Source organism: Citrobacter farmeri (assembly GCF_019048065.1).
Taxonomy (GTDB): Bacteria; Pseudomonadota; Gammaproteobacteria; order Enterobacterales; family Enterobacteriaceae; genus Citrobacter_A; species Citrobacter_A farmeri.
Genome location: NZ_CP077291.1, coordinates 347,603 through 361,396, shown reverse-complemented (window position 1 = coordinate 361,396; position 13,794 = coordinate 347,603). Strand labels below are relative to the sequence as shown.

Annotated in this window: 11 protein-coding genes; 4 read left to right on the top strand and 7 right to left on the bottom strand. The window is 53.3% G+C overall.

Going from position 1 to position 13,794, the window contains the following annotated elements:
* Positions 1–90: 90 nt before the first annotated feature.
* A complete protein-coding gene (soxR, locus tag I6L53_RS01640) occupies positions 91–555 on the bottom strand; it encodes a redox-sensitive transcriptional activator SoxR (RefSeq protein ID WP_042321119.1) in 465 nt (154 codons plus the stop codon).
* An 85-nt stretch (positions 556–640) separates the two neighbouring features.
* On the opposite strand from soxR, the gene soxS reads away from it, so the two are divergent.
* Positions 641–964, top strand: a complete 324-nt coding sequence (gene soxS, locus I6L53_RS01635) for a superoxide response transcriptional regulator SoxS (RefSeq protein WP_042321117.1) — start codon at positions 641–643, stop codon at positions 962–964.
* 2 nt (positions 965–966) lie between these two features.
* Here soxS and I6L53_RS01630 read toward each other — a convergent pair whose 3' ends face one another.
* On the bottom strand, positions 967–2,553 hold the full coding sequence (locus I6L53_RS01630; protein WP_042321112.1) for an EAL domain-containing protein: 1,587 nt from the start codon (positions 2,551–2,553) through the stop codon (positions 967–969).
* Positions 2,554–3,149: 596 nt separating this feature from the next.
* Here I6L53_RS01630 and I6L53_RS01625 point away from each other — a divergent pair.
* A complete protein-coding gene (locus I6L53_RS01625) occupies positions 3,150–3,431 on the top strand; it encodes a YjcB family protein (protein ID WP_042321110.1) in 282 nt (93 codons plus the stop codon).
* A 557-nt stretch (positions 3,432–3,988) separates the two neighbouring features.
* Complete coding sequence (locus tag I6L53_RS01620) at positions 3,989–6,706, top strand: cation-transporting P-type ATPase (RefSeq protein ID WP_420914397.1); 2,718 nt, start codon at positions 3,989–3,991, stop codon at positions 6,704–6,706.
* A 66-nt stretch (positions 6,707–6,772) separates the two neighbouring features.
* Here the strand turns inward: I6L53_RS01620 and I6L53_RS01615 are convergent, their stop codons facing one another.
* Positions 6,773–7,204, bottom strand: coding sequence for a universal stress protein (locus tag I6L53_RS01615; RefSeq protein ID WP_042321104.1), 432 nt, complete (start codon positions 7,202–7,204; stop codon positions 6,773–6,775).
* Positions 7,205–7,453: 249 nt separating this feature from the next.
* Positions 7,454–7,981: a single-stranded DNA-binding protein SSB1 gene (ssb1, locus tag I6L53_RS01610; protein WP_042321101.1), complete on the bottom strand. Its 528-nt coding sequence runs from the start codon at positions 7,979–7,981 to the stop codon at positions 7,454–7,456.
* A 252-nt stretch (positions 7,982–8,233) separates the two neighbouring features.
* Here ssb1 and uvrA point away from each other — a divergent pair, with 252 nt between their 5' ends.
* Positions 8,234–11,056: an excinuclease ABC subunit UvrA gene (gene uvrA / locus I6L53_RS01605; protein WP_042321098.1), complete on the top strand. Its 2,823-nt coding sequence runs from the start codon at positions 8,234–8,236 to the stop codon at positions 11,054–11,056.
* A gap of 41 nt (positions 11,057–11,097) precedes the next feature.
* Here the strand turns inward: uvrA and I6L53_RS01600 are convergent, their stop codons facing one another.
* The 3 genes from I6L53_RS01600 to tyrB form a co-directional block, all read right to left on the bottom strand.
* Entirely contained in the window at positions 11,098–11,448 is a 351-nt protein-coding gene (locus I6L53_RS01600) for an MmcQ/YjbR family DNA-binding protein (RefSeq protein WP_042321097.1), read from the bottom strand.
* A gap of 127 nt (positions 11,449–11,575) precedes the next feature.
* Positions 11,576–12,289, bottom strand: a complete 714-nt coding sequence (gene aphA / locus I6L53_RS01595) for an acid phosphatase AphA (RefSeq protein ID WP_042321094.1) — start codon at positions 12,287–12,289, stop codon at positions 11,576–11,578.
* Positions 12,290–12,490: 201 nt separating this feature from the next.
* Entirely contained in the window at positions 12,491–13,684 is a 1,194-nt protein-coding gene (tyrB, locus tag I6L53_RS01590; protein WP_042321093.1) for an aromatic amino acid transaminase, read from the bottom strand.
* Positions 13,685–13,794 lie beyond the last annotated feature (110 nt).

The following is a 13,794-nucleotide window of genomic DNA, read 5'->3' as shown; positions in this document are numbered from 1 at the left end:
TGTTGACGTCGGGGGAAACCCTCCCGTGAACCAGCGGGATAGAGAGAAAGACAAAGACCGGAAAACAAACTAAAGCGCCCTTGCGGCGCTTTAGTTTTGTTCATCCTCCAGCAAGCGAGCGCCCGTCCCCTCTTCACCCAACCGATCCCCAGGGTTACGCAACGGACAGTCTTTTCGCGATAAGCAGCCACAACCGATACAGCCATCCAGTTCGTCACGAAGCGCCACCAGCGTATGAATGCGCCGATCCAGTTCTTCGCGCCATTGCGAAGAGAGTTGCTTCCACTCTTTCGCACTGAGGGTATGGCCCTCCGGCAGTACGCCCAGTGCTTCGCTGATGGTCGCCAGCGGGATGCCGATCCGCTGGGCAATCTTGATAATCGCGACATAACGCAGCACGTCACGCCGGTATCTGCGCTGATTGCCGCTGTTGCGAATACTGCTGATCAGCCCTTTGCTTTCATAGAAATGCAGTGCGGAAACCGCCACGCCGCTGCGTTTTGCCACTTCACCCGGCGTGAGCATCGCTTTTATACGGGGTAATTTCTTTTCCATAAATCGCTTTACCTCAAGTTAACTTGAGGAATTATACTCGCCCGCAGACAAAAGACGAATCGAACACTGAGAAGGAGGCAGCAATATGTCCCATCAGCAAATAATTCAGACCCTTATTGAATGGATTGATGAACATATCGACCAACCGCTGAACATTGATGTGGTCGCAAAAAAATCAGGTTATTCAAAATGGTATTTACAGAGGATGTTCCGCACGGTGATGCGCCAGACGCTGGGCGACTATATCCGTCAGCGCCGACTTCTGTTAGCCGCCGTCGAACTGCGCAACACCGAACGACCGATATTCGATATTGCGATGGATTTAGGCTACGTGTCGCAGCAGACGTTTTCCCGCGTGTTTCGCCGGGAATTTGATCGTACCCCCAGCGACTATCGTCACCGCCTGTAATGTTACTGTCCGCGCTGCATCAGGAGTGCGGGCGGTTGTTGCAACCAGTGAATAAATTCCTGCGGTGGCAGCGCCTTCGCGAAGTGCCACCCCTGACAGTACTGCACCCCGCGTTTAAGCAACCAGCTAACCTGATCTGCCGTCTCCACGCCTTCCGCGATGGTTTTAAGACGCAGGCTTTGCGCCATCTCAATGATATGTTCCGCAATCAGATGGCTGGTACTGTTAGTGGTCAGCGTATCGATAAAGGATTTGTCGATCTTAAGAATATCGACATTGAGTGAATAGAGGTTGTGTAGATTAGAGTAACCGGTGCCGAAATCATCGATCGCCACTTCATAGCCTGCCTGACGAAACGCCTGGATCACCGGCGTGGTTTTCGGTACATCGATAAATCCCCGTTCAGTCACTTCCACTTTAATTTGTTGCGCAAGCACGGCATGTTCGCGCGCTTTATCCGCAATCATGGCAATCAGTCGTGAAGAGTGAAAATCCGATGCGGAAAGATTGATAGAAATATACAACTGCGGGTTGGCTGCCAGAAACGTCCCCATATCGCTGAACACTTCTTCCACCACGTAGTCGGTTATTTGCGCGATCATCCCCTCTTTTTCCGCCAGCGGGATGAACTCGGCCGGACTCATGACCTGACCGTTGCAGCCCGGCCAGCGCAGCAGCGCCTCCGCCCCCACGCATTTCTCATTTTTAATATCAATGATCGGCTGATAGTGCAGGCAGAGCTGACGTTGCTTAAGCGCGCGCTGGAGCATGCGGCGCGGAGAGTAGTATTGCCGACGCGCCCGCGACCAGAACATTAACAACAGAATGCTGCTGATCACCGCCAGAGGAAGGGTGATCAACAACTGCTGATACAGGTTCTGATAAAACCGCTGCATCGAGGTCGACACAATCACGGCAATGGGCCGTTTATCCGAGTGGGCAACGGTGTAAAAGCGGTCATCCTGCTGGAAGACAGATTGATTGCGCCGGATCAGTGGCAACAGTTGGGTCACCCAGGCCTGCTCGCTGACGGAGAAAAAGGTATTGGTCACGGTGTCATATACTCCCCAGGCCAATTCGGGGTCTTCGGACATCACTTCGCTATATGACAGCGGATTGATCACCGCAACATAGTTTCCGCGTTGCATATACGTCATTTTATAACCGGTAAAAAAAGGCGTATCGCGAAAGTAATAAATGGAGATGTTGGGTTTTCGTTTATAGTCTGCCGTCTGCATAATATAGGGCGCTGACGGTGCCATTACCGTGGAGCATAAAAAACGATCGCCTTGTGCATAAATTAACTCATTGATATACAGGCGCCCACGGATAATATTCAACATCCGTTGTTGATGTGCCGGCGTACACGCTTGTCCCTGATACTGTTCAGCAGCATCGCGGGCTAAATCCGCCTGCAAAACAACCAGTTCCGTTTTATCTAAAGCCAGATGAGCAAAGGTACTCAGCTGTTTACTGGTTTGAGAGGTGGCTTGCAGGTGGGCAAACCATAGCGCCAGCATCACGGGGAGCAAAACCACCATGATTATCCCGAGGAACCTCAGCACCTTGCTTCGCACCCGATGATTCATTTCAGCCCTATATCCCTGCATTTCATGTGCCTGTTATCATCAAGGCAGGATGCTAAATCACACAGGTTATTACGTTGCATGAATCTATCAATATTAGCAACAGACTTTTATTAGCAAAAGTCTGATATTGCAGGATGGTGATAATATTCGACCGTAATGCAAACCTATAGTGACGATTAATTTTATTAAGGGTAATCCATTCTCCGAAAGGGGTAGTTTTTTATGAAAGTTTTGCCGGTTCATACGCAAAATGAAATTAAGCTAAATTTCTTTGAATGCTTATTTTTGACAAAACAGAAAAGGTAAAATCAATACATCTTTTTTAAGTCCTCTTCCTCCTCTTACGTCACGATTAAAGTATCTTCATTGCCGATGAATAACCACACTCATATTATGGTTAAAAAACAGGCAAAAAAGCGGCGTACCGACTGGCGAACGAATCACTAAACGTGATATAGTTCACAAATATTCTGAAACAGAAACAACGTTTCATTCGGTGTTGATGTAAATGCCCGTCGATAGCCAAGAGTGTGCCACGCCTCCCGTGAAAACGCCGCGCTGTCCAGGGCACCTGCTACTCTCAGAGGAAATGTTTCATGGCTACCCTAACCACTGGCGTGGTTCTTCTCCGCTGGCAACTGCTAAGCGCTGTGCTCATGTTTTTAGCCAGCACGTTAAACATTCGTTTTCGTCGCTCAGATTACATTGGTCTGGCGGTGATCAGCAGCGGACTCGGCGTCGCCGCCGCCTGTTGGTTTGCGACGGGATTACTCGGCATCACCCTGATGGATCTCTCCGCCATCTGGAAGAACATTGAATCCGTGATGGTCGAAGTGATGAGTCAGACCCCGCCAGAGTGGCCGATGGTATTGACCTGATTTCACCTGATTTCACCTGAGCCTCCCTGACGGAGGCTTTTTATTGTTTCCAGAAAATGCCAACCCTATCTCTTGCGGAAAAAATCATCCCGTCCCGATTTCAGCAAGCCCATGTCTATTATGCGTTCATCTGGTGCGGTCTGTTTACTCAACAGACCGCAGCTAAAAATATATTATTTCGTTCTGTATCAGCTTCCCTATTGTCATTATTATTCAGGATTTAAAAGTTATGTAAGGAAGGCTGTTTTTATTATTCTCACCCCAGATATTTTACAAAGGCATAAGTTGAAATACCGCTAATGGCTGCTACAACAATCGCAAAAACAATCAATAAAATCAACTTCTTAGCATTATAAATTCCAAACATAAAACCTCCTTTCCTAAATTTACATTTCCATTTAACCCCATGACACGCATGGGAAAATATCATCTTCATTCAAAGATAAAATAATAATTACAGAAAGGCCATTGATTAATGTCAAATATCTGCAGGCATTATTCAAATAGTATGCGTGTGTTTCAAAATATTAAAATTTAATACTTCGAGGAATTTTACTTTGACCAGAATGCCGAACAGCAATCGTCTCCATTCTGCGCCATGCGCTGGAAAAAAGCCGTACCAGCTGACCGTTGAGGAGGTTCTGAAAAATCAGCAGAGCCAACCTTCCGGGCTGACTCATAATGAGGCCAGCGCACGTCTCGCCAGGGATGGCCTTAACGCACTGCCTGAAAAAGCCGGCAAACCTGCCTGGCTACGCTTTCTGGCCCATTTTCACGATGTTCTAATTTACGTTCTGATCGCCGCAGCGGCCCTCACCGCCGTGATGGGGCACTGGGTGGATACTGCCGTCATCCTCGGCGTCGCAGTGATCAATGCCCTGATAGGTCACATTCAGGAAAATAACGCGGAAAAGTCGCTGAAAAGTATCCGCAATATGCTCTCCGCTTCCGCCGTGGTGGTGCGTAACGGGCAACATGAGACGGTCGCGACCACCGAGCTGGTCGTTGGCGATATCGTAGTGCTGCGGGCGGGCGGCCGCATCCCCGCCGATCTTCGCGTCATGGAGGCTCACAACCTGCGGGTTGAAGAGGCCATCCTGACCGGCGAATCTACCGTGGTGGATAAAACAGCAGATGCGCTGACAGGCGAACTGCCGCTGGGCGATCGCAAAAACCTGCTGTTCTCTGGCACCACCATTAGTGCCGGAGCCGGGCTTGGCGTGGTGATCGCCACCGGGGAAGCGACGGAACTGGGCCATATTAACCAGATGATGACCGGGATCGAGAAGCACCGTACGCCGCTACTGGTGCAGATGGATAAGCTCGGCAAAGCGATTTTCTCCCTCATTCTCGCCATGATGGTCGGGCTGTTTATCTTCAGCCTGCTGCTGCGCGACATGCCGATGGGTGAACTGCTGCTTTCGTTAATCAGCCTTGCTGTCGCGGCCGTACCGGAAGGCTTACCGGCGATTATCTCGATCATCTTGTCGCTGGGCGTACAGACCATGGCCCGCAAACACGCGATTATCCGCAAATTGCCTACTGTTGAAACGCTGGGTGCCATGTCGGTGATCTGTTCCGATAAGACCGGCACCCTGACCATGAACGAGATGACGGTCAAGGCCATCATCACGGCAGATAAAAATTACCGCGTGCAGGGCAATAGCTACGAGCCAGCGGGTGAGATCCACGTCGAGGAAAACGACGCGCTGGCAGAGATTGTGCCAGGCAGTCTGCTTGAAAACTATCTGCGCACGATTGACCTGTGCAACGACAGCCAGTTGATTCGCGATGAAAAGGGCCACTGGGGGATTACCGGCGGGCCAACTGAAGGGGCGCTGAAAGTGCTGGCCGCCAAAGCGATGCTGCCAGCCATTGACTGCGAACTGCGCAGTAAAATCCCGTTCGATTCCCAGTACAAATACATGGCGACGCACTATCGCATCGGCGACGACGAGCGCGTGCTGGTGACCGGGGCGCCGGATGTGCTGTTTAAACTCTGCCAATTGCAGCAAACCGCGAACGGTACGGAAGCCTTTACCCAGCCGCACTGGGAGGCTGAAATTGCCCGCTATGCCAAAGAAGGCCTGCGAATGGTGGCCGCCGCCTGGAAACCCACGCGTGCCGATGCCAGTGCGCTAACCCATGACTGTCTGCACGAAGGGCTCATTTTCCTCGGCATCGCCGGGATGATGGATCCGCCGCGCCCGGAAGCCATTGCGGCGATCGACACCTGTCAGCAGGCCGGGATCCGCGTCAAAATGATCACCGGCGATCACCCGCAAACCGCCATGAGCATCGGCGGCATGTTGGGCATCCATAACAGCCGCCACGCGGTGACGGGCTATGAGCTCGAGCAGATGAATGAGGCTGAACTCGCCGAAGCCGCCGTCACCTACGATATTTTTGCCCGTACCAGCCCGGAACATAAACTGCGTCTGGTAAAAGCCCTGCAAGATAAGGGTGAGATCGTCGGCATGACAGGCGATGGCGTGAACGATGCCCCGGCGCTGAAGCAGGCCGACGTGGGGATCGCGATGGGTATTAAAGGCACCGAAGTGACGAAAGAAGCCGCCGACATGGTGCTGACGGACGATAACTTCGCGACCATCGCCAGCGCGGTACAGGAGGGGCGTCGCGTCTACGACAACCTGAAGAAAACCATTCTGTTTATCATGCCAACTAACCTGGCGCAGGGCCTGCTGATCATCGTCGCGCTGCTGGCGGGTAATTTGATCCCCCTGACCCCGGTGCTGATCCTGTGGATGAACATGGCGACCTCCGCCACGCTGTCATTCGGCCTGGCGTTTGAAGCCGGTGAGCGCAATATCATGCGCCGCCCACCGCGTCAGAGTAACGAGAACGTGATGGATGGCTTTGCTATCTGGCGCGTTGGTTTTGTCGGTACGCTGATTGCCGCCTGCGCCTTTATGCTGGAAGCCTGGCTGCAGCCACGCGGTCACAGCCCGGAATTCATCCGTACGGTTCTGTTGCAGACGCTGGTGACGGCGCAGTGGGTCTATATGCTTAACTGCCGCGTCTCTGATGGCTTCTCGCTGGGTCGCGGTCTGCTGATGAATAAAGGCATCTGGCTGGTCAGCGGTATTCTGTTGCTGCTGCAGCTAGCGATTATCTATATCCCGTTCCTGCAGATGCTGTTTGGTACCGAAGCGCTACCGCTGCGCTACTGGGGCATTACCTTTGCCATTGGCATCGCGCTGTTCTTCATTGTTGAGATTGAGAAACCGCTCACCCGCAAATTCCGCCGGAAATAACCGGCGGGTATCCGGCAGTAAAAAGGCCTCCCAAAACGGGAGGCCTTTTTCGTCTGCGATGGCGGATTAACGCACAACCATTACCGGCACCTTTGCGTAACGTAAAATATTGGCAGCTGCCGAGCCCAGCAGATGGGTGGCAATCCCCGGCTTGCGTGAGCCGATAATAATCATTTCAGCATTATGCGCCGCCGCCGCGTCGTTCACCTCATCGCGAATATTGCCGTGACGGACTTCAAAGCGAATCCTCTCCAGCGGCGTTTTGAATTTTCTCGCCAGGGCGAGCATTTTCTCCTGCGCATCGTTGGTCATGTACTCTTCGTATTTTTTGATATCCGAAGCAAAACCGCGAATCGGCGACGTGTGCAGTTTGGGGAAAACGTGCAGCAGATGCAGAACGCCCTCCTCTTTATTGAGCATGTGATCGGCCCAGGCAATCGCTTTGTCAGAAAGGTCCATCGCCAGAATATCAACCGGCATTAAAATGGCTTTGTTCATTCTAATTTCCTTGTGTTCGCTGACAGGCTGATCGTGTTTCCCTGAAAAGCCCGGCAAGGTTCAGTCTTGATGGGTGAAAGTTGCGAACGCAGGATAACCGATAATTATCGCCATGACTTGATCACAAGCAGTTTAATTATCTTATTGAAAAGTATGTAGGTTTATTTACTTTGCGGGAGATAAACTGACAAAAAAACCCCGTTTTCACGGGGTCTTATAACGGTACTGAGATTTCGACATTAATAATGATCAGAACGGGATATCGTCGTCGAAATCCATTGGCGGTTCGTTAGACGGGGCTGCCGGAGCTGACTGCTGCTGCGGGCGAGGCTGCGCGCCGCCGCTGAACTGGTTACCGCCCTGTGGCTGCTGAGGCTGACCCCAACTACCTTGCTGCTGCTGGCCACCAGCCGGTGCGCCGCCGCCCTGACGACCACCCAGCATTTGCATGGTGCCGCCAACGTTCACCACCACTTCCGTGGTGTACTTCTCAACGCCGGACTGATCGGTCCATTTGCGGGTACGCAGCTGGCCCTCAATGTAGACCTGAGAACCTTTACGCAGATATTCGCTGGCGACTTCCGCCAGTTTGCCGAACAGCACAACGCGGTGCCATTCCGTCTGCTCTTTCATCTCGCCGGTCTGCTTGTCACGCCAGGATTCGGAAGTAGCCAGCGTGATGTTGGCAACAGCGCCACCATTCGGCATGTAGCGTACTTCCGGGTCCTGGCCCAGATTACCCACGAGAATAACCTTGTTTACGCCTCTGCTGGCCATGATCGAGTCTCCTGAAAACGTTTCTTAATAAGTGTAAACGCGCGATTGTAGCATTACCAATAGCGATTTTACTACGTTGCGACGCGGATTCCGCGAAACAACTTCAGCCGGACATTGTTACACAAGACTCTGTGTTTTGCATTCCAATACTGTATATCCATTCAGGTTTTATTGTGTCATAATTAACCGTTTGTGATCGCCGGTGGCACCCTGCTGCGCCGGGCAAAAAAGCGTTTAATCCGGGAAAGGTGAATGGATAAGATCGAAGTTCGGGGCGCCCGCACCCATAATCTCAAAAACATCAACCTCGTCATCCCCCGCGACAAATTGATTGTCGTGACCGGGCTTTCGGGGTCAGGCAAATCCTCGCTCGCTTTCGACACCTTGTATGCCGAAGGGCAGCGTCGTTACGTTGAATCCCTTTCTGCCTATGCGCGTCAGTTTCTGTCGCTGATGGAAAAGCCGGATGTCGATCATATTGAGGGGTTGTCACCCGCCATCTCAATTGAACAAAAGTCGACGTCTCACAACCCGCGCTCCACGGTTGGTACCATTACCGAGATCCACGACTACCTGCGTCTGCTGTTTGCCCGCGTCGGCGAACCGCGCTGCCCGGATCACGATGTCCCACTGGCGGCGCAGACCGTCAGTCAAATGGTGGATAACGTCCTGTCGCAACCGGAAGGCAAGCGTCTGATGCTGCTGGCACCGGTCATTAAAGAGCGGAAGGGCGAGCACACCAAAACGCTGGAAAACCTGGCAAGCCAGGGTTATATCCGCGCCCGTATTGATGGCGAAGTGTGTGACCTATCCGATCCGCCAAAACTGGAGCTACAAAAGAAACACACCATCGAAGTGGTGATTGATCGTTTCAAAGTGCGTGACGATCTCAGCACCCGTCTGGCGGAATCGTTTGAGACCGCGCTGGAGCTTTCCGGCGGGACGGCGGTGGTTGCCGATATGGACGACGAAAAAGCAGAAGAACTGCTCTTTTCCGCCAACTTTGCCTGCCCAATTTGTGGCTACAGCATGCGCGAACTGGAACCGCGCCTGTTCTCCTTTAACAACCCGGCGGGTGCCTGTCCAACCTGCGACGGCCTCGGCGTACAGCAGTATTTTGACCCCGATCGCGTGATCCAGAACCCTGAGCTGTCGCTGGCTGGCGGCGCCATCCGTGGCTGGGATCGGCGGAACTTCTATTATTTCCAGATGCTGAAATCACTGGCGGAACACTATAAGTTCGACGTTGAAGCCCCATGGGCCAGCCTGAATGCGAACGTGCATAAAGTGGTGCTGTACGGCTCCGGGAAAGAGAATATTGAATTTAAGTATATGAACGATCGTGGCGACACCTCCGTGCGCCGCCATCCGTTTGAAGGCGTGCTGCACAATATGGAGCGCCGCTATAAAGAGACGGAATCCAGTGCGGTACGTGAAGAGTTAGCTAAGTTCATCAGCAACCGTCCGTGCGCCAGCTGTGAAGGAACCCGTCTGCGTCGCGAAGCCCGCCACGTCTTCGTTGAGAATACGCCGCTGCCGACCATCTCTGACATGAGCATCGGCCATGCGATGGACTTCTTCAACAATCTCAAGCTCGCAGGTCAGCGGGCGAAGATTGCAGAGAAAATCCTCAAAGAGATTGGCGATCGCCTCAAGTTCCTGGTCAATGTCGGCCTTAACTACCTGACGCTGTCCCGTTCCGCGGAAACGCTGTCCGGCGGTGAAGCCCAACGTATTCGTCTGGCAAGTCAGATTGGTGCCGGGCTGGTCGGGGTGATGTACGTGCTGGATGAACCGTCCATCGGTCTTCATCAGCGCGATAACGAACGTCTGCTGGGGACGCTGATCCACCTGCGTAATCTGGGCAATACCGTGATAGTGGTGGAGCACGATGAAGATGCGATTCGCGCCGCCGATCACGTGATTGATATCGGTCCGGGAGCCGGCGTCCACGGTGGCGAAGTCGTTGCCGAAGGTCCGCTGGAAGCCATTATGGCGGTACCGGAATCCCTGACCGGCCAGTACATGAGTGGCAAGCGCAAGATTGCAGTGCCGAAACAGCGGGTGCCTGCGAATCCGGAGAAAGTGCTGAAACTGACCGGCGCACGCGGCAACAACCTGAAAGACGTGACGCTGACACTGCCGGTGGGACTGTTCACCTGCATCACCGGCGTGTCGGGTTCCGGTAAATCGACCCTGATCAACGATACGCTGTTCCCGATTGCTCAGCGCCAGCTGAACGGCGCCACGATCGCCGAACCGGCACCGTATCGTGACGTGCAGGGACTGGAGCATTTCGACAAAGTTATCGATATCGATCAGAGCCCAATCGGCCGGACGCCGCGTTCCAACCCGGCAACCTATACCGGGGTGTTTACGCCGGTACGCGAACTGTTTGCCGGAGTGCCGGAATCACGCTCACGCGGCTATACACCGGGGCGTTTCAGCTTTAACGTTCGCGGTGGGCGTTGCGAAGCCTGTCAGGGCGATGGCGTGATTAAAGTCGAAATGCACTTCCTGCCGGATATTTACGTACCTTGCGACCAGTGCAAAGGCAAGCGCTATAACCGCGAAACGCTGGAGATTAAGTACAAGGGCAAAACCATCCACGAAGTACTGGATATGACTATCGAAGAAGCCCGCGAGTTCTTTGATGCCGTTCCGGCGCTGGCGCGGAAGCTGCAAACCCTGATGGATGTGGGTCTGACCTACATTCGTCTCGGCCAGTCGGCGACGACGCTTTCCGGCGGTGAAGCGCAGCGCGTGAAGTTAGCGCGTGAACTGTCGAAACGCGGTACCGGTCAGACGCTCTATATTCTGGATGAACCGACCACCGGTCTGCACTTTGCCGATATTCAGCAGTTGCTGGACGTGCTCCATCAGTTACGCGACCAGGGCAACACTATCGTGGTGATTGAGCACAACCTGGACGTCATCAAAACGGCGGACTGGATCGTCGACCTGGGACCCGAGGGCGGTAGCGGCGGCGGGGAAATCCTCGTCTCCGGTACACCTGAGACCGTGGCGGAATGTGAAGCATCGCATACTGCCCGCTTCCTCAAACCGATGCTGTAAAACGCAAAACGCCGTTCATGTGAAAATGTGAACGGCGTTGTTCATTGCAACTGTTTGCGTTTCTCTTCCGGTAGTGTATTGACCGCCTGTTGGTATGACGCATCCACCAGATAATAGATTTGTGAATCCGGCAGCGAGCCGTCGAGATAAACGGTGCTCCAGTGCGCCTTATTGAGATGTCGGCTCGGACGCACATCGCTGTGCTTCTGGCGTAACAATTCCGCCAGTTCGGGGCTGGTTTTCAGAGATACCGCCGGGCGATCTTCCACCTCTTTCACCATGGCAAAGAGCACATCTTCAACTTTGATTTGTGTGGCTTTCCAGTCACTGTGCACACTCTGCTCAGCGCCGACTTTCGCCATGCAGTATTGCAGTAACTCCGAATTGGTCATCGTTATTCCCCTCGCAAGCGTGATGCTCCACTGAAATGTCATCTACTCAGTGTGCAGCAAGACAGCAAAAGGTAAAAGCTGGCAGATCAATTTTGTTTAAAAAAACAGCAAATGCCCTTCCCGCCTCTTAATACTCCGAATTTACGATCACTTCTTCACCATACCCGCCAGCCTGCGGCAACGGTTTGTAGGTCGAGTTTGAGGCGCGCAGGATTCGGATCCCACGAATGCCTGCATCGCGCGCGGCGGTGATGTCGTTATCCGAATCGCCATAGAACATGCGGATATTTTTATCCTGCAACCACTGGGTTTTGGTGTTTTGACCGGGCTTATCGCCAGCAAAAATGACCGGGTTCATATTTGTCGCCGGAATGTGGAAGTTATCGGCCAGCGTTTTCGACACGGTTTCGGTTTTTGTTGGCGAACGTCCGGTGATAAAAAAGATGCTGTCGCCGCGACGGACGTGCATATCGATCAGCAGGCGCGCAACCTCTTTAGGAATACTGAACTCATCCCAACCGTTGTTCATTTTCTCCCAGAATGCCGGGTTCTTCAGATAGGCTTCGCTGTCCGGGGACCAGGTTTTCTTACCGCGCCAAAAGCCTGGGCTGGAAAACAGTACGGTGTCATCAATATCAAAACCGACGGCCATCGGGGGACGACCCGCCAGGCTATTTTCGATCTGCGCCACGGAAACCCAATGAATGGGGGCTTGTTCCGCGAGTTTCGCAACGTTAGTACCAGGGTTCAGCGGAGAAGGAGAAGAGGCCAGCGCGCTGGCGGAATGGTTTAATGTGAATAACAAGCAGATGGCGCTCAGCGCCAGTGTGAGCCTTCGCATATTTTTCCCTGTTAAGTCATTTATTTAGTTATCATTTTAGTAGACCGATTGTTCAAAAACTCTTTGACCATAACTCTGCTGGCAGGTGAAAGGAAGGATTTTCTGCGGTTTTGTCCCGGAAAAGGAGAAGGATCACATAAGTATGAGAGCGATCATGGGCCGACCGGATAAGGCGGTATATCACCTTATCCGGCTTACCGATCACATGACCGCAGCAAAAGCCTTCGCCACGCGCTGCACGTTCGCCACGTTCAGACCAGCCACGCACATGCGTCCACTGGCAATCAGATAGACGCCAAACTCATCGCGCAGGCGATCGACCTGAGCGGCGCTCAGTCCGGTATAGCTGAACATGCCGCGCTGTTGCAGCAGATAGTCGAAATCACGTCCCGGAATCGTAGCGGTCAGCACGTTCACCAGCTCCTGGCGCATGGTCAGAATACGGGTTCGCATCGCCTCCACTTCCGCCAGCCAGTTGGCTTTCAGCGCTTCATCGCCGAGTACCGTCGCAACCAGCTGCGCACCAAAGTTCGGTGGACTGGAGTAGTTACGGCGTACGGTCGCCTTCAGTTGTCCCAGCACGCGGCCTGCAGTGGTTGCATCTTCACAAACGACAGAAAGCCCGCCGACGCGCTCGCCGTACAGAGAGAAGATTTTCGAGAACGAGTTGCTGACCAGCGCAGGCAGCCCGGCGCTGGCAATCGCGCGGATAGCATAGGCATCATCGTCCATACCCGCACCAAAGCCCTGATAAGCAATGTCGAGGAACGGGATCAGATCGCCTGCTTTCAGGATCTCGATAACCTCATCCCATTGCGCATGCGTTAAATCTGCCCCGGTCGGGTTGTGACAGCAAGGATGCAGCAGAACGATGCTGCGCGCTGGCAGCGTTTTCAGGGTCGCCAGCAGATCGTTGAAACGCACACCGTTGGTGGCATTGTCGTACCAGGGGTATGTGCTGACGCTAAATCCAGCCCCTTCAAAAATAGCGATATGGTTTTCCCACGTCGGATCGCTGACCCACACGCCAGAATCCGGGAAATAGCGCTTGAGGAAATCGGCGCCCACTTTCAGCGCGCCAGAGCCGCCCAATGTCTGGATCGTCGCCACTCGCTGCTGCTGGAGGACCGGATGGTCAGCCCCAAACAGCAATGGCGCGATAGTATGACGATAGGTATTTAACCCTTCCATCGGCAGATACAGCGAGGCACCGTGCGGTTGCGCGTTAAGACGCGCTTCGGCTTCCGCCACGGCCTTCAGCTGCGGGATAATCCCGTCTTCGTTGTAATACAGACCGATACTCAGATTCACTTTGTCACTACGCGGGTCTTCTTTGAACCGCTCCATGAGCGACAGAATCGGGTCGCCAGCGTAGGCGTCAACTTTTTGAAACACGCGTTGGTTCTCCAGGTTTACAGGCAGGGGTTAAGACACAATAAACCGGATAGAGAGGAAGATCGAGCGCCTGGTGGGAATATTGCCGGATAAGCGCTGGCGTCATCCGG